The organism is Marinobacter lipolyticus SM19, from assembly GCF_000397065.2.
GTDB lineage: Bacteria > Pseudomonadota > Gammaproteobacteria > Pseudomonadales > Oleiphilaceae > Marinobacter > Marinobacter lipolyticus.
Window position 1 is genome coordinate 904280 of the sequence record NZ_KE007306.1, and the last position, 25669, is coordinate 929948.

Below are 25669 nucleotides of genomic sequence, written 5' to 3' on the forward strand. Positions count from 1 at the left end.
CAATCAGAAAAGGTTTGACGACGATTCGATTCGGATTCATGACCGGCCCTTCCTTCCGTGTTAGTGGTGTTTGTCTGCTCCGAAATCCCTGGCAGCAATCGTTGTTAACAGACATAATGTCATTCTTTGACAAATTGTCAATAATCGGTTTTTATCTGTCATAAGGTATGATGAACGAGCAGTTCCCACCGACCGGACACGAGAATGAGCGAGAAGTTGAAAACACGCAGAGAGCGGGAAAAACAGGCCCGCTACGACGCCATCCTGGATGCCGCTGAACTGGTATTCTCGGAGAAGGGTTACGACCGTACTTCCATGGATGACATCGCCCGCACCGCCAGCCTCAGCCGCGCACTGTTGTATGTGTACTTCAAGGACAAGGCGGCGATCCAGCGAGGCATCATGCTGCGTGCGGGCCAGAGCCTGTGCCGCCGTTTCGAGCAAGCGCGGGATACCGCCACCACGGGCCTGGCGCAGATCACTGCCATGGGCGAAGCCTACTACCACTTTTACCTGGAAGAACCTGACTACTTTTCAGCCATGACCAAGGCGTCCACCGCTATGACGGAAGCGGACGAACAACAGGCCATGGATATGCTGTGCTCGAAATCCGAGCTGATGGAGCTGATGGTGGGGGCGATTCGCCTGGGGCTGGAGGATGGCACCATGAATCGCGCGCGGATTCAGGACCCCGAACAAACAGCGCTTTACCTTCGCGGAGCGCTGCACGGTGTGATTCTGTTGTGTCAGAGTGAAATGGTAGAGCAGGACGGCGACGAATCCCGAGGTGCGCCCACGGCTTTCTCCGCAGACGCACTGATTCGTCACACCATGGAGATGCTGACTTCTTCTATTGCTTCTTAAGAATATTGTCGGATTACGCTTCGCTAATCCGACCTACGTGGAGCAATGATTGGGCGGCGTAAGGTAGGTCGGATTAGCCGCAGGCGTAATCCGACAAAGCAACTCAAATCTGAAAATCGTAGATGGAACCCAGCCCCAGAATACCGGTCAGCTCATCCAGGGCCTTGCGAACTTCATCCAGCAGCATTGGGTCCGCCAGATCTTCCGTTGACAGTTCCTCGCGGTAATGGGCCTCAACCCAGGTTGTGAGGCGCTCGTACAGGGCATCATTCAGCAGCACACCATGGTGCATGGCTTTCAGTTCGTCGTCACTCAGTGCCACGCGCAAGCGCAGACATGCCGGACCACCACCGTTGCGCATGGACTGTTTGACGTCAAAGACCTCTACTGAGGTGATTGGGCCATCGCCTTTCACCAGGTCATCCAGATAGCGGCTTACCGAAGACACTTCACGACACTCCCCCGGCACCGCCAGCAACATACCGTCGGCGGTGTTCAGCAACTGGCTGTTGAACAGGTACGATTGCACCGCATCCTCAATAGGCACCTCAGCACTACTGACGCGCACCGCCTGTAACTCAGTACCGGTTAACCGGCTGCGGATGTCAGCCAGTACCTTTTCTTCCTCCAGGAACGCCATGTCGTGGTAAAACAGCGTGTTGGCATTTCCCACGGCAATCACATCGTTATGGAACACGCCGGCATCAATGGCCGCCGGATTCTGCTGGGCGAAGACCACGTGGCTGTCCTTCAAACCGTGCAGGCGGGCGATAGCCTGAGAAGCCTCAAGACTTTGTCGCGCCGGGTATTTCGCCGGAGCCGGCGCCTGTTCATTGAACGCTACCTGGCCGTAGACAAACAACTCTACCCCCGGCTCACCGTAACGACTGCACAAACGGGTATGGTTGGCCGCTCCTTCATCACCAAAATGACTGACCGACGGCAACGCCGGATGATGGGCAAACCAGGCATCATCCGCAAAAATGGATTTCAGCACCCTGCCGGTCACCACATGCTCAATGGAGCGGTGAAATTTGGCACTCAGGTTGGCCGGCGTGAAGTGCACGCGATGATCGGACGTATCGGCGCTGGGTGACACCGTGGCTGCGTTGGCGGTCCACATCGCCGAAGCGGAGGACGCGGCCGCCAGAATTGAGGGATTCTCCCTGGCAACAGCCGCCAGCACGGCCTTGTCCGATCCGGTGAATCCCAGCGCTTTCAGGGTGGGAATATGGGGCCGCTCATGGGGCGGCAAAACGCCCTGAACGTAACCCCGGTCCGCCAGCCGCTTCATCTTCGCCAGCCCCTGAAGCGCGGCTTCCTTGGGGTTGGAGACAGCATTCACATTGGACTTGGATGCCACATTCCCCCAGGACAAGCCAGCGTAATTGTGGGTGGGGCCAACCAGGCCATCGAAATTGGCTTCAACTGCATGTTTAGGCATGTGTCAGTCCATCAATCGAAATTTAACCCGGGCGCCAGGCTGTCCGGCACCTCACTCTTCTTCGCTTCCAGAGAGGCCATCGGCCAGGCGCAGTAATCCGCCGCGTAATAGGCGCTGGGGCGATGGTTGCCACTGGCCCCCACACCACCAAAGGGGGCCGCACTGCTGGCACCGGTCAACGGACGATTCCAGTTGACGATACCGGCCCGCACTTCGTCGGCCAACCGCTCATAGAGCTTGCGGTCATCGGTGAGAATTCCGGCGGACAGGCCGTAACGGGTATTGTTCGCCAACTCCAGCGCTTCATCGAAACTCTTGTAACGATAGACCGTCAACAACGGACCGAAAAATTCCTCGTCACTCACGTCCAGGCCGGTCGCATCCAGAATGCCAGGAGACAACAAACCGGTGTTGGGTCTGAGTTGTTTCATCTCCAGCAGTGAGCGAGCGCCTTTCTCAATCATATTGCCCTGCGCCGCCAACAGTTTTTCCGCCGCTTCGGCAGAGATGACTGACCCCATGAACGGCTGCGGCTCGGCGTCGAATTCTCCTACCTGGATTCGGGCCGCGACTTCCGTCAGGCGATCGATGAAGTGATCCCCTTTTGTACCCTTGGGAACCAACAAGCGACGAGCGCAGGTGCAGCGCTGACCCGCCGACAGAAATGCGGACTGCAGGGCGTGATGGACAGCACCATCAACGTCCGCAACATCCTGAACAATCAGGGGGTTATTGCCACCCATCTCCAGAGCCAGGATTTTCTCCGGCTGACCGCCGAACTGTTCGTGTAGCAAGTGACCAACCGTGGAGCTGCCAGTAAAGAACAGACCATCAATACCCGGGTGACTGGCAAGGGATTTACCTGTAGCAGCCGCACCCTGCACCAGATTGATAACACCGTCCGGCAGGCCAGCGCGTTCCCAGAGTTTCACAGTAAGTTCGGCGACCCCGGGCGTTAACTCACTGGGTTTGAATACCACGGTGTTACCCGCCAGCAACGCCGGCACAATGTGACCGTTGGGCAGGTGGCCGGGAAAGTTATAGGGGCCAAAAACCGCGACCACACCATGGGGACGATGACGCAACACCGCGTGACCACCAGCCACCTCGGACTCCGAATGACCAGTACGCTCATTGTAGGCCTTCACAGAAATACCGATCTTGCCAATCATCGCGGCCACTTCGGTGCGGGACTCCCAAAGCGGTTTGCCGGTCTCCAGCCCAATCTGATGAGCCAGTTCTTCCTTGTGCTCCTCAAGCTTTTCACCGAACGCCTCAACCAGGGCCTTGCGTTCAACAAACGACTTCCTGCGCCAATTCAAAAAGCTTTTGCGGGCTTCACGAACCGCCGCATCCACGTCTTCCAGACTGGCGCTTTCGCCATCCCAAACGGTGTCGCCGGTGACCGGCTGGATCGACTCAAACGGTAAGCCGTGGCCCTGCAGCCACAGACCATCAATGAACAATTCACCTGTCAGGTTTGCCATAACGTGCACCTCCCGGTACGTGAGTCTTGGATATGGTGTCTTTCAAAGGGGCCAGGTGAACCTGATCGCCGGATTCCACCAACAGAATGTCCGCAACCTCTTTACTAAGGGTGACAGTATCGGGCCCTATACATTCCACCGGTATGGTGGTTACCCGAAAGTCCCTGAAGGAGACATTGGAAACCATCACACGCTCCGATGCTGGCAAACTCAGGTCCATCTGTTTGTGACTGATCAGCACATGCCGACTGATACTCTCCCGCACGGTGCGAATATTGTGCACAAAGGCTTCCACCACAGGGCCACCATCAAAAATATCAACCAGTCCGTTGAAGTTGAATCCTTCTGCCTGCAGCATTCTGAGAGCAGGGGCAGTGTTGTCGTGAACCTTGCCGATAACGGCCCGGGCCGCGTCAGGCAGCATCGGCACATAGATGGGGTATTTCGGCATCAACTCAGCAATAAAGGACTTGTTGCCAAGGCCCGACAACATATCGGCCTCACTGAATTCCATATCAAAAAACTGACTACCCAGCGCATCCCATAACGGGCTCCGCCCATGCTTGTCCGACACTCCCCGCATTTCCGCGAAGACCTTCTCCGAAAAATGTTTGCGGAAACTGTCCAGGTACATGAATCGACACCGGGATAGCAGCAGCCCGTTTCCGCCACCGCGATGACTGTCAGACAGTAACAGGGAGCATATTTCCGTCGTGTCGGTCATGTCGTTGGACAGTTGCAGGGTCGGCGTCCGCACATGTACACCAAGCTCTCGCGAAGCATTGACCGTCACGCTTAAGCGGTAGTTATAGAACACTTCATCCAGCCCGACACGGGCCTGGATGCCACTGATACCGACACAGCGTTTGAGCTCAGTATCTTCCAGAGCGAACAGGTACAGGCCAGCTTCCGGTGCACATCGCTGGTTGAAGGTATCCCGGGCATGCTGGATCTTGCGTTCAAGTAACGCCCGATCCGCGGGCAAGGTAGTCAGTCCCTTCCCTGCGTTCTGGGCCATGTCGTACAACGCATCCAGATCGGTCTCCTGCAATGGACGAATTACCAGCATGGCGACCTCCCTGAGTTTGCAGACTTTTTGATGGTCATATTGACGGTCATAGTGGCGCCACCCTTACATCATCACCAGAGCTGCACTCCAGGCATTTCCAGGTACTCACCGGCACCCTGATTTCATTCTTGAGGGTTTCACCCAAGGGTGTCAGGGTGCAGCGGAAATCCTCTCCACTCCCGGCAGAGATCAGGCAGATATCGCCGGTATCGGCAGGACTGCCATGCAGTATGGCACGGCGGCTGGTCACAACGGTTCTCAGGCAGTCGGTACGAGCTTCAAGTACGGGGCCGGCGTCAAAAATGTCCACGTAACACCCGGCGCTGAAGCCTTCGTGCTGAAGCAGCTCATAGGTTGGACTGGCAAGCTCATGGGGATGCCCAAGTGCCTCCCGGGCGGCACTGGATAGCAAAGTAACGTAGATCGGATTAGGCGGCATCAGTTCAGCGATGAAGGTTTTACTCAGCAGGCCCGAATACTGGTCCGCGGTTTCAAAATCCATGTCGAAAAAGTGCCGACCGAGGCTGTCCCAGAATGGCACTTCTCCATGACTGGTCTGGACACCCTGAATTTCCACCACCATGCGGCTACTGAACCATTCCCGGTGCTCGGCAATGAACATCAAGCGGGTACGGGAGAGCAGTTCAAAGGCATCGGTGCCCTTCAGTTCGGGGTCGATGGCGAAGGCACACAAGAGCGAGGTATCGGTCAACGCATGGGACGGATACAGCACCTCAACCCGGCGGGACACGCCCAGCTCATGGGACGCATGTATCAGTGCATCCCGGCGGTAATTATAGAATGGCTGGCCGTTGCCAGCCCGGGCATCGATACCCGCTACGCCATGGATCTTGCCGGTGGCGGTGTCCTGAAGCACAAACAGAAAGCGGGCGGACTCTCCGTTCTTGAGTTTATCGGCGAAAGAACGAGTGGAGTGGCCGATCTTGGCCGCCAGTGCGTCTTCCTGTTTTGGCAGGGTCGATGACAGCTTTGCACCCTGCTCGCCGGAGATGCCCAGTACGCCTTGCAGGTCATCCATTTCAATCGGACGGACCAACCACATAAGGCCTCCCTTGTTGATAGATGCTTTTTGGGGGTGGTGCAGGTGGGGTGACGACTATTTTTTTGTGCCTCGGAACTCGCTGCGCTCAGACAGGCGGCTCAAAAAAATAGTCGTCACCCCACCCGCACTTCTATCCCTGTGCTGGCTTTCTCTGAACCAGCTGCCGTGTTATTTACTGGTTTCAGTTACCTTCTTCACTGCCGCTTCGAAACGCTCGAGAGCATCTTCGATATCAGGTTCCGGAATGATCAGGGACGGCGCCAATCGAACAACATTAGCACCGGCCACCAGGACCATGACACCTTCGTCCAGACCGGCGTTGAGGAAATCCTTGGCCCGCCCCTGCCACTTTTCGGTGAGAACGCAGCCCAACAGCAAACCGGCCCCACGAACCTCGCTGAACACACCGTAACGCTCGCCAATGGCCATCATGCCTTTTTGCAGGCGCTCGGAACGAGCCTTGACGCCCTTAAGAATCTCGGGCTGGCTGACGGTGTCGATGACTTTCTGGGCGACGGCGCAGGCCAGCGCGTTGCCGCCGTAGGTGCTGCCATGGGTGCCGACACCCAGGCTTGCAGCCACTTTGGCCGTGGTCAGCATTGCCGCCACCGGGAATCCGCCACCAAGGCCCTTGGCGCTGGAAAGGATATCCGGGATCACCTCGTACATTTCGTATGCATACAAATGGCCGGTGCGCCCGACACCACTCTGAACTTCGTCAAACACCAGCAACGCATCATTCTCGTCGCAGAGCTGACGCAGGCCTTTCAGGAACTCGGGATCTGCGGGCATTACACCGCCTTCGCCCTGAATGGGCTCAACCACGACAGCGCAGGTTTTCTCCTTTGAGATCAGTTTCCGGACCGACTCCAGATCATTGAACGTTGCATGGTGAATACCACCGGGCGCCGGCTCGAAACCTTCCAGGTATTTGGGCTGGCCACCCACACTGACGGTAAATAGGGTGCGGCCGTGAAAGGAGCTGGTGAAGGAAATGATCTCGTTCTTCTCGGGACCGAAATGTTCCCAGGCATAGCGCCGGGCAAGTTTGAACGCCGCCTCGTTGGCCTCACCACCGGAGTTGGCAAAAAACACACGCTCGGCAAAGGTCAGATCACACAGGGTCTTGGCCAGGCGAAGCGCCGGTTCATTGGTCATGACATTGGACAAGTGCCAGATTTTCTCGGCCTGATCGGTTAACGCGCCCACGAGGCCAGGATGGGAATGACCAAGGCAGGTCACCGCAATACCACCCTGAAGATCCACAAACTCACGGCCATCCTGATCCCAGATGCGGGAGCCTTCTCCACGCACCGGAATGATTGAGCCGGGAGCGTAGTTCGGCACCATGACTTCATCAAAAAGTTCGCGACTGACGGGTTCTCTGTTCATCGGGCTCTCTCGAAAACGGTTCAAAGAATTAAAGCTGTATTTATCATACGCCACTGGGGCCATGAGCACATCCGCCCGGGCAACACCTGACACCTACCACCCTTTTACCTAAGCATCAGCAACGAATATCAGCTCCGGTAATCCGGTCACGATCCGGACTTTCACTGGTAGCTCCGATATCCGGAAAAGCGAGCGTAATAGCTCCTGAATCAGTACTTTTGGAGGGTATTGTTTAATGTTACTCCGAACTGCGAATCGCAGATGACTGTAAAGCAACGAATTACGGACATAGACATTCGTCTAATTAATGAGCAAATTTATTTGAAATGTCACAGATTGGTAACTACTTTGAAGTGGGTCCAACAAAAATAATGTGTGGAGACAACAACGATGCAAAGCAACAAACTGAGAATGGCAATTCGCGCGACGGCAGCAGCAGCAGTATTGGGGGTAGCTGGACAAGCCGGAGCAGTCAGCTTCAACGCTGGCGACTATGAGATGAGCGTGTATGGCTACGCACGCCTAAATGCTTCTTACGACGTAGACAGTGACCAGGCTCTGAGCACGCGCTCTGGTTCTTTCGACGGCCTTGTAAACAACGACGATGCACCTGACGGGCACTTTGGTGCAGATGCCTTCCAGAGCCGTATTGGCGTAACCACCATGACACCTCAAGGTGTAAAGATTAACGTCGAAGGCGACTTCCGTGGCAGCGGTGGCGGCTCACTGCGCCTTCGTCACGCGTATGGTGAATACAATGGTGTTCTGATGGGCCAGACCTGGTCCAACTTCACCAGCTTCGTGGGTAACACTGCAACGCTGGACTTTGACTCCATGCCTGGTGCTGCTGGCTACCAGGCACGTACCGCGCAAGCGCGTTACACCTCAGGTCCCCTGTCCATCGCCCTGGAAGAGCCGAACAGTTCTTTCGTTTCTGATGCGGCCAACCTTGCCCAAAAGGATGCGCTCCCAGCTCTGACCGCTCGCCTTGAGGATTCGGCCGGCGGCATGTCCTACTCTGCTGCGGTTCTCGCTCATCAGGTAGGCTATGACACCGGTAGTGACGACGAAAGCGCCGTTGGTTTTGCTACTTTCGTTGCTGCCAAGATGGCACTGAGTGACATGATCACTGTTCAGGGCTCTCTCAGCTATACCGATGGTGCCAACAGCTACCTGTATCGTTCTGGCGACAACTTCGGCGCTGCAAGTGCCTACGTTGATGGAAGCGGTGATGTTGAAACCATCTCTGGTTACGGCGGCACCATTGGTGCAGGTATCGACCTGGGTGGCGGTCGCAGCGTCAACATCGGTTACGGTCTGGTCGAAGTAGACTGGGACGACGCTGAAGACGATGGCGTTGCTGTTGCAGATCAGAGCGAAACCAACTCTGCCGCCATGGCCAACTACAAGTGGACTCCGGTACAGAACGTCATGATGGGCGTTGAATACCAGTTCCTGAAGCGTGAAAACGTCAGTGGTGACGACGGCGATGCAAGCCGCATTCTGTTCGCTGCCCAGTACAACTTCTAAGCGCCTTTAGAAGTTAACTCAGGAGAAACCCCGGCCGAGTGCCGGGGTTTCTTTTTTTGTACTCCCCACTTTGTACGCCCCATCCAGGATCAAACGCACCAATCCACAGCACCACCGCTACCCTTCTTTCTTCCCTGACAAACCCAATTTCTCGCCTATTCAACAGCCTGCAGGAACTTCTGCCATCTGGCACACCTGATGCAAGAACATCTATTGAACTCAGAGTGACGGACCACACTCCGCCACTGTTTTAACCCAACAGAGGTGACACCATGAAAACATCAACCGATTACAGCCTGCTCTTCGAACTGACCCACCCCTTCGAAGCCGCCGTCATACAGGATCTCCGCGACTACTTCGAAGGAATGTACTTCGCAAATTAAAAGGGCCCCCACACCCAAAGTCCGACAAGGTGTGGGTGGGGGTGTCTGGAAAAAAGGATCGCCTGTCTGAGCGCAGCGAGTTCAAGCGAGTCTTTTTTCCAGACACCCCCACCCGCGCCCTATCCGCCGAAGGAAGGCCTACTCCCCGGCCCGCAACCGAGTCCGAACCCCACGCGAAGCCATCACCCCAATCACCTCCATCAAAGAAAGCACCCCCCGATCATGAGTACGCGGCGCCTTGCCCTTCCCCATACGGCCAAGCTGCCGGGTGTACCAACTCACTTCCATTAACGCCATATCGTCAATCAACCGGATACCGGTTCTAATCGGCTTCACCGCACTGGTAAATGACTCACCGGCCATAATCCGCTTCGGACAATCCGGCTCGACCGCCAGCGGCCGAGCGATACCAACCAGGTCGGTTGCTCCAGAAGCAATAGCATCCGCCATCCCGGTTTCCGTGCGGAAGCCACCGGTGACCATCAAGGGAACATCCACCCGCTCACGCACCTTCTCGGCAAACTCCAGAAAATACGCCTCCCGCGCCAGCGTACTCTGCTTCACTTCACCGCTCTCTTTAGCAACCCCCGCCCCCTTGGCCATCGCCGGATTCTCATAGTTGCCACCGGAGATCTCCACCAGATCAATGCCCTTCTCCGCCAGCGCCTCGATCACCGCCAGGGATTCTTCCTCGGTAAAGCCACCCCGCTGGAAATCCGCCGAATTCAGCTTGATCCCCACATTAAAGCCTTCCCCGGTTGCCTCCCGAATCGCCTGATACACCTCCAGCACAAAGCGCATCCGTTTTTCAGCCGTACCACCCCACTCATCCGTGCGCTGATTATGATGCGGCGACAGGAACTGGCTCACCAGATAACCATGGGCGCCGTGAACCTGCACCCCACTGAAGCCCGCCTTCTCCGCAATCGCCGCACTGGTCGCGAAGCGCCGGACAATGTCCTCAATCTCCGGCCCGGTCAGCGCCCTCGGCGTCGCAAACATACTCCGCATTTCCTTGCGAAATGGCACCGCACTGGGCGACACCGGATCCTTGTTCAACATCTTCGGGCTCTGCTTGCCCGGGTGGTTCAGCTGCATCCAGATCTGGTTCCCCCCGACCTTCCCGGCCTCCGCCCAGGCCTGCAACAACTCCAGATCCCGCTCATCCTCCAACACCACGTTCTGCGGCTCACCAATGTGCCGGCGATCCACCATCACGTTTCCGGTAATCGATAGTCCGGTTCCGCCCTCGGCCCAGGTGCGGTATAGCCTCACCAGATCCTTGGTGACACGGTTATCGATGGTACCCAGGGTCTCGCTCATGGCGGACTTGGCAAAGCGATTGGGAATAATTGCCCCATTCTTCAGTGTCAGGGGTTGCGAGAGCTGTTCAGCGGCGTTCATTGATCGGTCTCCGTAGGATGCATGAGTTTATCCGAAGCAAGCGCCGATCATGGAGAGGAAACAGGTTGGCTGCATTGGCCGTAATACCGTCAGCCCCGACGGTTCTTGCCGCAAGCAAAATGTCCAGACTGCAGCCTATGCCACACAGGCGTAACATAGAAAGGACCTGAATACTGAACGTCAGGGAGGATGTGGAGTGATTGATCCATACCAACCGACAGAGGCAGAACTGCTGGACCGGCTTTGTCACGCCAATCACCGGGTGTTGGTGGTGGGGGAATCCGGTAGCGGCAAAACCACCCTGATCCGCCGGCTGATGATCGAACTCACCACCAGGGGACGCGCCAGCTATTGCCTGAACTGCGATCCCGGCCTGCCCGGCTTTGGGGTGCCAGGCACCCTCGCGCTGGCTCGCCTCGACGGCGATGACTGGTCAATTCTGGCTAGCGAGCCACTGTGTACCCTGGATGCTGGTCGTTTTCGAATGCCCCTGATGATGGCCGTCAACCGGTTGTTGGCGCAGTTACCACAGGCTCAACAAGCACCACAAATTCAAAACGCCACCCTGTTTCTGGACTCCCCCGGGCTGGTTCGTGGCGTCGGAGGCGCCGAATTGCTCCTTGCACTGGCCGCCACGGGTCATATCGACCTGTGCCTGGCATTGGCCCACGAAGGCCATCCACCACCACTGGTTAACGAATTGGAATCCCTACAGGCCAGGGTCATCACCATGACCTCTCCTCCCCAGGCCACCCCCCTGCCACGGACCCAGCGGGTTCTTCAGCGTAGCCAACTCTGGACAGAGCACCTGGGCGAGGGCAACACTGTCACCCTGACACCCGAACCACTCACCCTGTTGGGCACGCCACCGCCCCTGGACAACCCGAAGGCCTGGCGTGGCCGCCAGGTCGCCTTATTCCATCGGCGCCAATTCCAAACCCTGGGCGAAGTACTGGAAGCATCGCCGACACTCATACAGGTAAAGGCCGCCAGCCGGCCCGTCAACGTCGACCAATTGTTGGTGCGTGACACCGTGTATCGGGACAACCGACTGCGCACTGCCCCCAAACGGTCTCCCGCACCCGAGCCTCCACGCCCTTCAACCGCTGGCGCCACAGAAGTGAAAGTGGAACTGGGTGCACTCACCAGCATCACCAGCGAGCCCCAGGTGGCGGTGCGGGTAGGAAATACCGTAGCCACCCTGGTCAACGGTGTTACCGGTGACCCTTTGCTACAGCTGCGGATGCTACACCAGGCCCGCAGCCTGCTATTCGATATTGGCGATACCGGCCGGATGCCGCTGCGGGCCGCCCACCAAATCAGCGATGTGTTTATCAGCCATGCCCACGCTGACCATATTGGCGGCTTACTGTGGCTGATCCGGTGCCGCATCGGACATTATCCGCCTTGCCGCCTATATGGCCCGCCAGGCTTGCATGAGCATGTGTCAGGTATGGTGAATGGCATTCTATAGGACCGGGTGGAGGATCGCGCCCCGAAGTTCATCGTCCACGAATGGTACGAGGACCACCTCAAGCGCTGGCAGATCACCGCTGGCCAAACCCGGGCCATGCCCCTGGAAACCGTGGTCATCCAGGACGGCGTTGTACACCAGGAAGCGGGCTTTGTTGTCCGCGCCACCCAACTTGACCATGGGGTCCCGGTAATGGCCTACGCCTACGAGCCCCGCTGTCGGCCCAAGGTACGTGGAGATCAGATGGATGTCCTGGAGAAGGAACCTGGTGAGAAAGTCGTGTACGCCACTGATTTCCGGGACAGCCCGGACAACATTCGCAAGCTGAGCGAGCTGGCGCGAGATGCCCACACTCTCTTCTGCGAGGCTTCATTCCTGGTCGCCGACAGAGACCAGGCCGAACGCACACAGCACCTGACCACCGAGACCTGTGCCCGTATCGCCAACCTGGCCGACGTCAGGCAGTTGGTTGCCTTTCACTTCTCCCACCGCTATGAAAAACAGAGGGACCGGGTGTACCAGGAACTACAGAAATATACTGACAGGCTGGTGATCCCGAGGAAACGTACACCGCCCCCCGGTTGATCGCTCCGTAGCCCGAAGGCTACTGGAGCAATACCGCCAGGGTTTAGAGAAGCAGGGACCGAATATCCCCAAGAAGCTGACTCAGCAGCGTCGTGAACCTCGCCGCATCCGCCCCGTTCACCGCCCGGTGATCGTAGGACAGCGACAGTGGCAGCATCAGCCGTGGCTGGAAGTCCTTGCCATCCCAGACCGGCTTCATCGCCGCCTTGGACACACCAAGAATCGCCACCTCCGGCGTATTCACAATCGGCGTAAACGCCGTGCCACCGATACCACCCAGACTGGTAATGGTAAAACAGGCACCCTGCATCTCCGCCGGTTTCAGCTGCTTGTCCCGGGCCTTCTGGGCCAGCTCCGCACTTTCCGCAGCCAGTTCCCACAACCCCTTTTTGTCCACATCGCGGATCACCGGCACCATCAGCCCGTGGGGCGTATCCACCGCAATCCCGATGTGAATGTACTGCTTGCGGACCACCTCCTTGCGCTCCATGTCGAGGGACACGTTGAACTGCGGCAATTCCGCCAGCGCCGTGGCGCAGGCCTTCAGCAGGAACGGCAGCGGCGTCATCTTCACGCCCTTCTTCTCACCGGCCGCCTTCTGCGCCTTGCGGAAAGACTCCATGTCGGTGATGTCCGCGTCCTCGAACTGGGTGACATGAGGCACGTTCAGCCAGCTGCGCTGCATGTTGTTGGCCGTCGCGAACATCACGCGCGACATGGATTCGCGCTCAATGTCACCAAACTGGCTGAAGTCCGGCAGCTTCACAACGGGAATGCCGGCACCACCGCCGCCAGCCACTGTGCTGCCCTGCTGCGTCTGCTGCAGCTGGCTCTTCACATAGGCCTGCACGTCATCTTTCAGGATGCGCCCTTTCGGCCCCGAGCCCTTGATGCGAGTCAGGTCCGCGCCGAATTCACGGGCCAGCTTGCGCACCGCCGGACCAGCGTGCACCTTGGCACCCGGGGTTGGCGGCTCGTAGGTCGCAGAAGCCGGTGCTGGCTTTGGCTCCTCAGGCTTGCCTGCAGGCTCGGACTTGCCTTCCTGCCTGGCATCACCCGAAGGCTCCTCAGCTTCAGAAGCCGGCTCTTCACCGCCTTCTTCCACGACAGTCATTTCTACCAGGTCCAGGCCTTCGGAGATCTTGTCACCTTCGGACACCAGGATCTTGCCGATCTTGCCGGCAAACGGAGACGGTATCTCCATCGTGGCCTTGTCGGATTCCACGGTGACCAGCGCGTCATCAACCTCAACCTCGTCGCCTACGCTGACATTGATCTCGATGACCGGCACATTGTCAAAGCCGTCCAGCGGCGGAACTTTCACGGTTTCCTTGCGGGAACCGCCGGACTTCTTCGGCGCCGGCTTTGTTTCCTCAGCCTTGTCTTCCGATTGGGCTTTGGCTTCCTGGTCCTTGTCGGTGCCAGCTTGTTCACCAGTGCCCTTGTCGTCATCCGAACCACCGGCGTCGCCGGCAGCCTCCATCATGCCGACAACGTCGCCTTCCTTGACCTTGTCACCCACCTTGACGGTAATTTTGGTGATCTTGCCGGCACCGGGCGATGGCAATTCAACCGACGCCTTGTCGGACTCAACAGTCAGTATCGGATCTTCTTCCTCAACCGAATCCCCCTGGCTGACGAGAACTTCGATAACCTCGACCTCGTCTGCACCGCCGAGATCCGGAACCTTGATTTCCTGTTCACTCATGGCGGTCTCCTTAGCTCAGCACCGGGTTCGTTTTGTTGCGATCGATTCCGTACTTGCGCATGGCTTCGAGAACCACCTCTTCCTTGATTTCACCATCCCGTGCCAGGGCCGAGAGCGCGGTGACCGCCACGTAGAAGCGATCCACCTCGAAGTGGCTCCGCAGTTTCTCGCGGGTGTCACTGCGACCGAAGCCGTCGGTCCCCAGTGTCAGGTAAGTCTTGGGAATATAGGCACGCACCTGCTCGGACAACAGCTTGATATAGTCGGTGGACGACACCACCGGCCCCTGCTGTTTCTCCAGGCACTGGGTGATGTACGCCTTCTTGGGCGTGTCATCCGGGTGCAGGCGGTTCCAGCGTTCGATGTGCAGACCGTCGCGGGCCAGCTCGTTAAAGCTGGTCACGCTCCAAACATCACTGGCAACGCCGAAATCGTCTTTCAGCAACTGCGCGGCGGCGCGAACCTCATTGAGGATGGCACCGGAGCCCATCAACTGCACCCGCGGCGTCTTTTTACGGCCCTTGGTTTCGACGGACTCAAACAGGTACATGCCCTTGATGATGCCGTCTTCCACCTTCTTGCCTTTCGGCATGGCTGGCTGCTCGTAATTCTCGTTTTCGATGGTCAGGTAATAGAAGACGTTCTGATTGTCTTCAAACATTTCCTTGATGCCATGCTGGATCACCACGGCCATTTCATAGCCATAGGCCGGATCGTAGGCCTTACAGCTGGGAATGGTCTGCGCCAGGATGTGGCTGTGGCCGTCCTGATGCTGCAGGCCCTCACCGTTGAGCGTGGTGCGCCCGGCGGTACCACCGACCAGGAAGCCTCGGGCCTGGATATCACCAGACGCCCAGGCCAGATCGCCCACCCGCTGGAAGCCGAACATGGAATAGAAGATGTAGAACGGCACCAGCGGGAAGTTGTTGGTGCTGTAGGAGGTCGCCGCCGCCATCCAGGCTGCCATGGAACCATCCTCGTTGATCCCTTCCTCAAGGATCTGACCTTTCTTGTCTTCCTTGTAGTACATGATCTGGTCACGATCTTCCGGCACATACTTCTGGCCTTCCGACGTGTAGATACCGAGCTGACGGAACATGCCTTCCATACCGAAGGTACGGGCCTCGTCCGGCACGATTGGCACTATCCGCTTACCAATGCGCTTGTCCTTGGTCAGCGCCGTCAGCAGACGCACGAAGGCCATGGTAGTGGAGATCTCACGGCCATTGGAACCGTCCAGCAATGCCTTGAAGGTGTTCAGCGGCGGTGTCTGCAGCGGCTGACAGTCCTTGCGGCGCTTCGGATAAAAACCACCCAGCTCCTGCCGGCGCTTGTTCATGTAGACAATTTCCGGGCTGTCCGGCGCCGGTCGGTAATAAGGCACGTCCTTGAGCTCTTCGTCCTTCAGCGGCACGGCAAAACGATCGCGGAAGGCCTTGAGCTGCTCGATGTCGAGCTTCTTCAGGGAGTGTGCGGTATTCTGGGCCTCACCGGCGCTACCGAAACCATAACCCTTTATGGTGTGTGCAAGGATTACCGTGGGCCGTCCGCCATTGTTGTGGATGGCATGATGGTAGGCTGCGTATACCTTGTACGGATCGTGGCCACCACGGTTGAGCTTGTTGATGTCCTCGTCGGTGAGGTTTTCCACCAGTTTGGACAACTCCGGATACTTACCGAAGAAGTGCTTGCGGGTATAAGCCGGTCCGTTACTCTTGAAGTTCTGCAGGTCGCCGTCCACGGCTTCGTCCATCACCCGCTGCATGAGCCCGTCCTTGTCCTGCTCGAACAGCGGATCCCACATGCGGCCCCAGACCACTTTCAGTACGTTCCAGCCGGCACCGCGGAACACGCCTTCCAGTTCCTGGATAATTTTGCCATTACCCCGCACCGGGCCGTCCAGACGTTGCAGGTTGCAGTTCACCACAAAGACCAGGTTGCTCAGGTTCTCGCGACCGGCCATGGAGATGGAGCCCAGGGTTTCCGGCTCGTCACACTCGCCGTCACCAATAAAGCACCACACCTTGCGGTCGCCCATGTCGATCAGCTCGCGGCTGTGCAGGTACTTCATGACGTGGGCCTGGTAGATGGCCTGGATCGGGCCCAGCCCCATGGATACCGTGGGGAACTGCCAGTAGTCCGGCATCAGCCAGGGGTGCGGGTAGGAAGACAGGCCATTGCCGTCCACTTCTTCCCGGTATTTGTCCAGCTGTGATTCGTCAAAGCGACCTTCCAGGTAGGACCGGGCGTAAATACCCGGTGCGGAGTGACCCTGGAAATACACCAGGTCCGATTCCCGCTTTTCATCACCACCATGGAAGAAGTAGTTAAAGCCGACATCGTATAGAGTGGCCGCCGAGGAGAACGAGGACACGTGGCCGCCCAGCTCACCCGGGCGCTGATTGGCCCGCAACACCATGGCCATGGCGTTCCAGCGAATCAGCGAGCGAATACGGCGCTCCATAAACAGGTCACCCGGCATGCGGGCTTCCTGGGTCACAGGGATGGAGTTACGGAATGGGGTGGTGATCGAATACGGTAACTCGGTACCGTCGCGACTGGCTCGTTCGGAGAGCCGTTCCAGAATATACTTGGCGCGGTCCACGCCTTCCTGTTCGATAAGAGATTCCAGTGCGTCTAGCCATTCACTGGTCTCGATGGGATCATCGTCCTGGTACATCAAACCCTCCCCTTGGCATTAAAAAGGCCGCTCGGGCCACGATCAGCAGCCTGGCGCCTACGGTGTCATTCGCTGCGGTGAATTGCAGAATCTGTTGTTTTGGATAATTCAGCCTGACTAGTGTCATCAAGCATAGAACAGCTTGGCCATCTTTACTGCCTGGGCACCTTTGTATTCGCGGCTTTTGGCCAAAAGGTGCAAGCCTGGCGTGAAACTGCTTGGATCTCACCCACCATTATGTAGTTTTATTACTACAAAACCAGAGAAACATTCAACTATGAGGGCCAATAAAGGAAAGCCAAAACCTTTTCTTGCGATTACTTACGCAATAATGACGTTTTTTCGAACATCAAACAACCAAGCCTAGACCAATGTCGTAGTATTCCTACGGAGGGCAACCTATCCTTATCACGCTAAACGAATTAGCACCCTGACAATAATTACCTTTCGGCACATTTAGATGATTTTTCAAGAATTTCAGCGAATTTGATTGGTCATTACCACAAAAATACCAGGATTTTTTAATTAGACCTGAAAATAAATATCGATTTATGTATACTTGCCTGCCCGTTTTTTAACCAGAGGAGCGTTGGCAGCGCCCATCCTCCTGACATTGGCATTCAACCAGAGGGCGATCTATGAACTCCATCGTCACGTTCCCGAACCGCATCCCGACTGCCGAGTTCGAAGAGCGGCGCTTCAAGGTCTACACAGACCGCCAGCTCGACAAGATTGAGGTTATCCAGAATCTCCCTGAAGACACCCTGTTCGAAATGAAGGTCGTCGCCAGCGTACTGCCGTTCCGGGTCAACGAGTACGTGATCAACGAACTGATCAACTGGGACAAGGTACCAAACGACCCCATCTACCAGCTTGTCTTCCCTCAAAAAGGCATGTTGAAGGACGAACATTTCGAGCGCATGGCAAAGATGCACCGGGAAGGTGCTGACAAGAAAGAAATCCAGGCCGTTGCCAAGGAAATCCGTGACGAGCTGAACCCCCACCCTGCCGGCCAGATGGAAATGAACATGCCCGAGCTGGACGGCGAGGTTCTGGACGGAGTCCAGCACAAGTATCGGGAAACCGTATTGTTCTTCCCGGCCCAGGGACAAACCTGCCACTCATACTGCACCTTCTGCTTCCGCTGGGCACAGTTTGTCGGTGACAAGGACCTGAAGATGGCCAGCACCGAAGCCGAGAAGCTTCATGGCTACCTGCAGGAACACACCGAGGTTACCGACCTGCTGGTTACCGGCGGTGACCCCATGGTGATGAAAACCAAGAACCTGGTGCAGTATCTGGAACCCTTGCTGCAGCCGGAATTCGATCACATCCAGACCATCCGTATCGGCACCAAAGCCTTGACCTTCTGGCCGTATCGCTTCGTGACTGACAAGGACGCGGACGAGCTGATCGATCTGTTTGCCCGCCTGGTCGATGCCGGCAAGCACGTGGCGATCATGGCGCACTACAACCACTGGCAGGAAATCACCACCGACATCGCCGAAGAAGCAATCCGTCGCATCCGCGCGACCGGTGCCGAAATTCGCGCCCAGGGCCCGCTGATCAAACACGTCAACGACGATGCCGAAGCCTGGGCCAAGCTGTGGAAGAAAGAAGTTCAGCTGGGCATCATCCCCTACTACATGTTTGTAGAGCGGGACACCGGTGCCAAGAATTACTTCGAAGTGCCGCTGGCCGAAGCCTTCCAGATCTACCGCGAAGCCATGAAAAAGGTCTCAGGCCTGGCCCGTACCGCGCGCGGCCCCAGCATGAGCGCTGGCCCCGGCAAGGTAGAGGTGCAGGGCATCACCGAGATCAATGGCGAGAAGGTTTTCGTTCTGCGCTTCCTGCAGGGACGCAATCCGGAATGGGTGCAGCGCCCGTTCTTCGCGAAATACAGCGAGACCGCCACGTGGCTGCACGAGCTGGAGCCGGCACTCGGAGAGGAGAAGTTCTTCTTTGAGGATGAGTACGAACAGATGAAAAAGGGGAATGGCTGAGGCCACCCCCTCCCTCCATTCTGCATTGAAGGCGCCGCTAGTCCGGCGCCTTCATGTAATCCCGCGGTGAACAGCCTGTCCAGCGTCGAAACGCGCGACTGAAATTAGTGACATCGGAATAGCCCAGCAAATCCGACACCTGACCAATACTTTTCTGCCGGACAGCAAGCAGACGTCTGGCATGCTGCTGACGGATCGACTCTACCAATTCCCGGAACACCACACCTTCAGCCTGCAACCGCCGTTGCAGTGTACGGGGAGTGACATTCAGCTTACCCGCCACCTCCTCAATGGAGGCAAAGCCCAATTCTTCATCGAATGCCAGATCCCGCACCTGTTGCGTCAGGGTTCGCCCGCCGCCAAGCCGACCGAGCTCCTCCTTGCACTGCTCCCTCGCAATTCGGGCGGCCACCGGATCGGCCATAACCAGCGGATAGTCCAGGATTGACGCATCAAAAATGAAACCATTGAACTCGCCACCAAACGTCAACCGACCTGCGATCAGATGCTCAAAGCGGTGCATGTAGGGTGGCTTCGGAAATCGCACAACACCCTCACCACTGAGCTTCCGGCCGGTAAGCGCTTCGGCCATGGAGGCAAACCCTGTCAGCAGAAACTGCGCCCCGACCCCACCAAGCTGATAGCGCCCATCCTTCTCGCTCAGACTAAGGCGAGCTTTGCCGCCCTCCCGCTCGAGACACAATTCAAGATCGGATGAAGGCACACTGAAGTAGGCAATGGCAATATCCAGCGCCTCTCCCAAAGTTTTTGCCACCATGGCAGCCTGGCCGACGACCCCATGACACGACACTCGCATCTGCACCCCTAACAGGAAACCGATGCCAGGCTCACCGGTGAGCGAGATTGCCCGCTGGATAAGCCGTGAAAAGCCTTCTCTGGGTAGGCGGAAGCCGCTGCGCAGGAGATCCTCGAGCGCCAGCCCCTCGTCCGACAACAGCTGTTCCACAGTGACATTCCACCGCTCTACAACATCTATCAGCAGCAGAACATAGGTGCCAGGAACAGTCGGCTGACTGGAAACAATGGAAACGGTTGTCATTGTAATTGTCGTCTAATGATCGTTTTTTGTCGTGCAATCATACCCGGATTCGGTATGGACACACTCACAATAGCAGCAGATTACACCAGGTACAGGTGCCTGACTGCCAACCACAACCGTTAAAAAGGTCAAAACCATGTCTGTTGATCCAAGCACCATGACCGATGCGGAGAAAACCGATCACATCCGCAAAAGCATCCTTGAAGAGGGGCGCGCACTTCGTCGTCGTCACCCTTGGCTTGAAAAACACCAGAACCTGATCGGCGCAACGATTATGGCCGTTTCGCTGCTGGGCATGATCGCCAGCGGAACGCTTTACATCATGGGCGTTATTCCCTGGTGGGCGTGCATTCCAGTAACGGCCATTTTTGCCTCCTTCATCCATGAACTGGAGCATGACCTGATCCATCTGATGTACTTCAAGAACCGCCCCTGGGCCAACGACCTGATGCTGGCGCTCGGCTGGCTGGCACGGGCCAGTACCGTCAGCCCGTTTGTGCGACGCAAGCTTCACCTTCACCACCACAAATTCAGCGGCACCGAGAGCGATCTGGAAGAGCGGGGCATTACCAATGGTGAGCGGTGGGGCCTACGGCGCCTGTTGATGACCGGGGACAACATGATGGCGATTTTCCTCCGCCCATTTGCCATGCAGCGCGCCGTGCGCCAGTACATCCGCTCCCAGAAGCCAGCTTCACGCAGCGAAGCCAGAAAGATGAGCATTCAACAACTGCTCGCCTATGCTCCGCTTGGCAACATCTATTACTTCCTGTTCCACGGCTGGGTAATCATCCACGCCGTCCTGTTCACCGCCCAACTCAGCGGCAACCCGCTCACGTTATCCACCGAGCTGTCCACTGCGATGAACGCCCTGAACACGTTTGCGGTGGTGTATATGCTGCCCTCTTTCCTGCGAACATTCTGCCTGCACTTCATCAGCTCCAACATGCACTATTACGGCGATGTCGAAGCCAGAAACGTGATGCAGCAATGCCAGGTCCTCAACCCCTGGTGGCTGATGCCGATGCAGGTTTTCTGCTTCAACTTCGGCAGCACCCATGCGATTCACCACTTTGCGGTACGGGAGCCTTTCTATATCCGGCAGTGGACTGCACCGACCGCCCACAAGGTAATGAGAGAGATGGGGGTTCGTTTCAACGATTACGGGACTTTCCTGAGAGGGAACCGCTTCTACACGGAGACTTCTGAAGAGGAACGCCAGGCAGCCTGAACCCGGAAATGGCTCAGGCTGGCCGAACGGATCAGTGCATCAGGGTGTACAGCTTGCGCCGGTAGGTCCTCACGTCCGGGTTGTTGTTGCCAAGCTTGTCGAACAGTTCGATCAGTGTCGTCTTGGCAACTTCATCCTTGTATTTGCTGTCCGACTGCATCAGGCGGATAAGCAGCTCCATCGCCTGGGCGTTGTTTTCTTTCAGGATATGGTGCAGCGCCAACTGATGCAGGGCGTGGGGATCTTTCGGATCCTGCTCCAGCGCCATTTCCAGATCCTTGATGGGCGGCAATTCCGCGGACTGTTTCAGAAACTTGATGCGAGCGGCCAACTGTTTGGCCTGGTGCTGCATCTTTTCCTCTGGCGGCAGACTTTCGAGCACCTGCTCGGCGGTTTCCAGATCTCCCATCTCCGCTTTCAGCTGAGCCAGGTCGATCAGGACCTTGAGGTCGTCCGGATCTTTCTGGTTCATTTCCGTCAGGATCGCTAACGCACCCTCCACGTCACCACTCTCCCAGAGGCGGTGAGCCTTTTCGTAGGGGTCTTCCTCCGGGGCTTCCACGTGCTTGTCCAGCACCTTGCGGATTTCGCTCTCCGGCAAGGCGCCATTGAAGCCATCCACGGCCTGGCCGTCCTTCACCAGAATGACCGTGGGCAAGCTGCGTACACCTAACGAGGCGGTCAGCTGCTGTTGTTCGTCGGCATTGACCTTGGCCAGCATGAAGCCTCCCTGATACTCCTCCGCCAGTTTTTCCAGCAAAGGCATTAACTGCTTACAGGGTGCGCACCACTCCGCCCAGACATCGACCAGAACGGGGGTGGATGAAGACGCTTCCATCACTTTCTGCTGGAAGTTCTCCATGTTGGCTTCAAAGATAAAAGGCGAATTGCTCATCAGTGGCACCTGAACGGGTTGGGAAAGTTCTTTGGGTTTGCCATGGTATTGGGGGCAAACCGAAGGATTTCAAGGTTCTTGCACATCTTCAGCGGAGGTCCTTGAAATACCCACAACTGACGTTACATAAGCTATTAATGATACGTAGGGACTTGCCTCCCTCACCCAACTTTCCGGATGGATACTGGCGCGGTATGAACGAAGATAACCGTAATGACTCTCTTGAAGAATTCGAGGAAGACGTCACCGAGTACATCGGTAAAGATGAGAACAGCAAGGGCCTGGCCCTGCCCCAGCAACTGATGCAACGGCGCATGTATGTCCTGCCGGTGTCCAACCGTCCATTCTTTCCGGCGCAGGTCCAGCCGGTGGTGGTCAACCAGGATCCCTGGAACGAAACCCTCAAGCGTGTGGGGGAAACCGACCACAAGGTACTCGGTATCTGTTTTGTCGACGGCCCGGATCGTGAACGAAACATCCCCGCCAGCGAAGAGCTGGAAACCATGGGCTGTGCCGTCAGGGTTCACCACGCCCAGCAGGAGAATGGCAAGGTCCAGTTTATTGCCCAGGGCCTGCAACGGTTCCGTATTGTCCAGTGGCTGCGTCGGAAGCCGCCCTACCTGGTGGAGGTGGAGTACCCCAATGAGCCGGAGGAAGAGGCTGACGAACTCAAGGCTTACACCCTCGCCATCATCAGCGCCATCAAGGATCTTCTTCGCACCAACCCGCTGTATGGGGAAGAGGTAAAGCAATACCTGTCCCGCTTCGGTCCGGACGACAGTTCCCCCCTGGCCGATTTCGGCGCCTCCATGACCAGCGCCAAGGGTCAGGAACTCCAGGAAGTACTGGACACCGTTCCCCTGCTCCGCCGCATGGAGAAAGTGTTGCTGCTCATGCGCAAGGAACAGGAGGTTGCACGACTGCAAGCGGAAATCAGTGAGGAAGTAAACGACAAGGTGCAGAAGCACCAGCGCGAGTTCTTCCTGCGCGAGCAGCTGAAAGTGATCCAGCGCGAACTGGGCATGGCCAAGGATGACAAAACCGCCGACGTGGAGCGTTTCCAGGCCCGCATGGAAAAACTGAATCCACCGGAACAGGTCAGCGAACGTTTCAACGACGAGATCGAAAAATTGCAGGTGCTGGAACAGGGCTCGCCGGAATACGGCGTCACCCGAAACTATCTGGACTGGCTGACCCAGGTACCGTGGGGCCTGACATCCGAAGACCACTTCGATCTAACGGAGGCCCGCCGGATACTGGACCGCGACCACGATGGCCTGGATGACGTCAAGGACCGTATTGTCGAGTTCCTGGCCGAGGGCACCTTCAAAGGAGAGGTCAGCGGTTCGATCCTGTTGTTGGTGGGCCCTCCCGGCGTCGGCAAAACCTCCATCGGTCATTCGGTGGCGGATGCCCTTGGCCGCGAGTTCTATCGCTTCAGCGTCGGCGGCATGCGGGACGAAGCCGAGATCAAGGGCCACCGCCGCACCTACATCGGCGCCATGCCCGGCAAGTTCGTGCAGGCACTGAAAGACGCCAAAGTATCCAACCCGGTGATCATGCTGGACGAGATCGACAAAATCGGGGCCTCTTATCAGGGGGATCCGGCCTCCGCCCTGCTGGAGACCCTGGACCCGGAGCAGAACCGGGAATTCCTGGATCACTACCTGGACGTTCGCATGGACCTGTCGAAGGTCCTGTTCATCTGTACCGCCAACCAACTGGACACCATTCCCCGCCCCCTGCTGGACCGGATGGACGTGATCCGGCTGTCCGGTTACATCGCTGAGGAAAAGCTGGCCATTGCCAAGCACTTCCTGATACCACGCCTGCTGAAACGGGTGGGATTGCTGAAAAAACAGCTGAACATCACCGATGCCGCTGTGAAGCAGGTCATTGAGGGCTACGCCCGTGAAGCCGGGGTACGTAACCTGGAAAAGATGCTGCACAAGATCATCCGCAAGGGCATCGTTCGATTGCTGGAAAATCCGGACACGCCGGTGAAGGTGGGTGTGGCAGACCTGGCGACCTATCTTGGCCAACCTTCCTTCCGTAAGGAAAAATCCCTCAAGGGCACCGGCGTGGTCACGGGCCTGGCCTGGACCGCCATGGGTGGCGCCACCCTGAGCATCGAAGCGTCCCGCATTCACAGCTCCCAGCGTGGCTTCAAGCTGACCGGACAACTCGGGGATGTGATGAAAGAGTCAGCGGAAATCGCCTACAGCTACGTGTCGTCGAACCTAAAACGCTTCAAGGGCGACCCCACATTCTTCGACAAATCCTTCGTGCACCTGCACGTGCCGGAAGGGGCAACACCCAAGGATGGCCCAAGTGCCGGCGTCACCATGGCCACCGCCCTGCTGTCCATCGCACGCCGCGAAGCACCGCAGCAAAACATCGCCATGACCGGTGAACTGACACTGACAGGTCAGGTGCTGCCGGTAGGCGGAATTCGCGAAAAAGTAATCGCTGCCCGCCGGCAGAAAATCAACAACCTGATCCTGCCGGAGGCGAACCGGGGGGATTACGAGGAACTGCCAGACTACCTGAAGGAGGGGCTGACGGTGAATTTCGCCAAGCAGTATAGCGATGTGTTCCAGGTGTGTTTTGGCGACAAGCCGAAGAAAGGGGCCTCGGTGCATTGATGGATAGTTTGTCGGATTACGCTTCGCTAATCCGACCTACGTGGCTGAATGTCTGATCGGTGTCAGGGTGGGGTACCTTTTCTGCAGGGACAAAGGTGTCTGAGCGCAGCGAGTTCTTTTCCCGAAAGAAAAGGTACCCCACCCTGACACCAGCCCCCAACCAACGACTCAGGCCTTCTCCTTCCAGCCGTCGTCCTTCAATACCGGCCCGACATCGAGCACCGGCGAGGCATCGATATCGTCGGCGTCCATCATGTTGGCCACCCGCTGAAGCGACGCGATGATCATGGTCTGCTCCCACTCATGCAGGCTCTGGAACTTCTTGATAAAGTCCTCCTGCAGGGGCTGGGGCGCGCGGGCAAGGATATCCGCACCGCCCTCAGTCAGGTGCGCATGCACCTTGCGCTTGTCCCGGGTGCTACGAACCCGATAGACCAGCTGACGGTGCTCCAGGCGATCCAGGATGGTGGTCACCGTCGCCTGGCTGAGACTCACCTTGTCGGCAATCGTGCCAATGGTCACCTCGCCCAGATCACGGATCGTTCGCATGATCAGCAATTGCGGCCCCGTCAGGCCCGCATGCTTGCTCAGGCGCTTGGAATGCAGGTCAGTTGCACGAATAACGCGCCTCAGTGCCACCAGCACCTGTTCATAATTGTTCACGGCACTACTCCGATCCGGGCCCACGGCCACATTCTGTTTGAAATCGGAGGCGTTGAGCGGTTTCGAGTAAAGCGCTTCGCTACTCGCCA

Annotated in this window: 18 protein-coding genes; 7 read left to right on the plus strand and 11 right to left on the minus strand. The window is 57.3% G+C overall.

Translation table 11 applies throughout. The features are described from left to right. The first annotated feature begins 204 nt into the window (after window positions 1-204). Entirely contained in the window at window positions 205-864 is a 660-nt protein-coding gene (locus MARLIPOL_RS04185) for a TetR/AcrR family transcriptional regulator (RefSeq protein ID WP_012136842.1), read from the plus strand. Between the two features lie 103 nt (window positions 865-967). Here the strand turns inward: MARLIPOL_RS04185 and astB are convergent, their stop codons facing one another. From astB to MARLIPOL_RS04210, 5 genes are all read right to left on the minus strand, one after another. Continuing rightward, complete coding sequence (astB, locus tag MARLIPOL_RS04190) at window positions 968-2308, minus strand: N-succinylarginine dihydrolase (RefSeq protein WP_012136843.1); 1341 nt, start codon at window positions 2306-2308, stop codon at window positions 968-970. An 11-nt stretch (window positions 2309-2319) separates the two neighbouring features. Then, entirely contained in the window at window positions 2320-3795 is a 1476-nt protein-coding gene (gene astD, locus MARLIPOL_RS04195; RefSeq protein ID WP_012136844.1) for a succinylglutamate-semialdehyde dehydrogenase, read from the minus strand. Next, window positions 3776-4864, minus strand: coding sequence for an arginine N-succinyltransferase (astA, locus tag MARLIPOL_RS04200; protein ID WP_012136845.1), 1089 nt, complete (start codon window positions 4862-4864; stop codon window positions 3776-3778). Before astA ends, astD begins: the two co-directional genes overlap by 20 nt. 46 nt (window positions 4865-4910) lie before the next feature. Next, complete coding sequence (locus tag MARLIPOL_RS04205) at window positions 4911-5927, minus strand: arginine N-succinyltransferase (RefSeq protein ID WP_012136846.1); 1017 nt, start codon at window positions 5925-5927, stop codon at window positions 4911-4913. 168 nt (window positions 5928-6095) lie between these two features. Further along, window positions 6096-7319 (minus strand): aspartate aminotransferase family protein, encoded by a 1224-nt coding sequence (locus MARLIPOL_RS04210; RefSeq protein ID WP_036190701.1) that lies wholly within the window; start codon window positions 7317-7319, stop codon window positions 6096-6098. A 390-nt stretch (window positions 7320-7709) separates the two neighbouring features. On the opposite strand from MARLIPOL_RS04210, the gene MARLIPOL_RS04215 reads away from it, so the two are divergent. Continuing rightward, on the plus strand, window positions 7710-8849 hold the full coding sequence (locus MARLIPOL_RS04215) for a DcaP family trimeric outer membrane transporter (protein ID WP_012136848.1): 1140 nt from the start codon (window positions 7710-7712) through the stop codon (window positions 8847-8849). A gap of 521 nt (window positions 8850-9370) precedes the next feature. Here MARLIPOL_RS04215 and MARLIPOL_RS04220 read toward each other — a convergent pair. Further along, window positions 9371-10636 carry an NADH:flavin oxidoreductase/NADH oxidase family protein gene (locus MARLIPOL_RS04220; RefSeq protein WP_012136850.1) on the minus strand — a complete coding sequence of 422 codons (1266 nt, stop codon included), beginning with the start codon at window positions 10634-10636 and terminating at the stop codon, window positions 9371-9373. 196 nt (window positions 10637-10832) lie between these two features. On the opposite strand from MARLIPOL_RS04220, the gene MARLIPOL_RS18760 reads away from it, so the two are divergent. Together MARLIPOL_RS18760 and MARLIPOL_RS18765 are read left to right on the plus strand one after the other, a co-directional pair. Beyond that, entirely contained in the window at window positions 10833-12110 is a 1278-nt protein-coding gene (locus tag MARLIPOL_RS18760) for a Clp1/GlmU family protein (RefSeq protein WP_228677568.1), read from the plus strand. 6 nt (window positions 12111-12116) lie between these two features. Beyond that, window positions 12117-12695: an MBL fold metallo-hydrolase gene (locus MARLIPOL_RS18765; RefSeq protein ID WP_228677569.1), complete on the plus strand. Its 579-nt coding sequence runs from the start codon at window positions 12117-12119 to the stop codon at window positions 12693-12695. A 43-nt stretch (window positions 12696-12738) separates the two neighbouring features. Here the strand turns inward: MARLIPOL_RS18765 and aceF are convergent, their stop codons facing one another. Together aceF and aceE are read right to left on the minus strand one after the other, a co-directional pair. Continuing rightward, a complete protein-coding gene (gene aceF / locus MARLIPOL_RS04230) occupies window positions 12739-14403 on the minus strand; it encodes a dihydrolipoyllysine-residue acetyltransferase (RefSeq protein WP_012136851.1) in 1665 nt (554 codons plus the stop codon). 10 nt (window positions 14404-14413) lie between these two features. Further along, on the minus strand, window positions 14414-17083 hold the full coding sequence (aceE, locus tag MARLIPOL_RS04235; RefSeq protein ID WP_012136852.1) for a pyruvate dehydrogenase (acetyl-transferring), homodimeric type: 2670 nt from the start codon (window positions 17081-17083) through the stop codon (window positions 14414-14416). A gap of 638 nt (window positions 17084-17721) precedes the next feature. On the opposite strand from aceE, the gene MARLIPOL_RS04240 reads away from it, so the two are divergent. Next, entirely contained in the window at window positions 17722-19086 is a 1365-nt protein-coding gene (locus MARLIPOL_RS04240) for a KamA family radical SAM protein (protein ID WP_012136853.1), read from the plus strand. A 37-nt stretch (window positions 19087-19123) separates the two neighbouring features. On the opposite strand, the gene MARLIPOL_RS04245 is transcribed toward MARLIPOL_RS04240, so the two are convergent. Further along, window positions 19124-20146, minus strand: a complete 1023-nt coding sequence (locus MARLIPOL_RS04245; RefSeq protein WP_012136854.1) for an AraC family transcriptional regulator — start codon at window positions 20144-20146, stop codon at window positions 19124-19126. 136 nt (window positions 20147-20282) lie between these two features. Here MARLIPOL_RS04245 and MARLIPOL_RS04250 point away from each other — a divergent pair, with 136 nt between their 5' ends. Next, a complete protein-coding gene (locus MARLIPOL_RS04250) occupies window positions 20283-21377 on the plus strand; it encodes a fatty acid desaturase (RefSeq protein ID WP_012136855.1) in 1095 nt (364 codons plus the stop codon). Window positions 21378-21408: 31 nt separating this feature from the next. Here the strand turns inward: MARLIPOL_RS04250 and trxA are convergent, their stop codons facing one another. Next, window positions 21409-22272: a thioredoxin gene (gene trxA, locus MARLIPOL_RS04255; protein WP_012136856.1), complete on the minus strand. Its 864-nt coding sequence runs from the start codon at window positions 22270-22272 to the stop codon at window positions 21409-21411. 194 nt (window positions 22273-22466) lie between these two features. Between trxA and lon the strand changes: the two genes are divergently transcribed. Then, window positions 22467-24917, plus strand: a complete 2451-nt coding sequence (gene lon / locus MARLIPOL_RS04260; RefSeq protein WP_012136857.1) for an endopeptidase La — start codon at window positions 22467-22469, stop codon at window positions 24915-24917. A gap of 168 nt (window positions 24918-25085) precedes the next feature. Here the strand turns inward: lon and MARLIPOL_RS04265 are convergent, their stop codons facing one another. Next, window positions 25086-25580: a MarR family winged helix-turn-helix transcriptional regulator gene (locus MARLIPOL_RS04265; RefSeq protein ID WP_036190703.1), complete on the minus strand. Its 495-nt coding sequence runs from the start codon at window positions 25578-25580 to the stop codon at window positions 25086-25088. Between the last annotated feature and the right edge of the window lie 89 nt (window positions 25581-25669).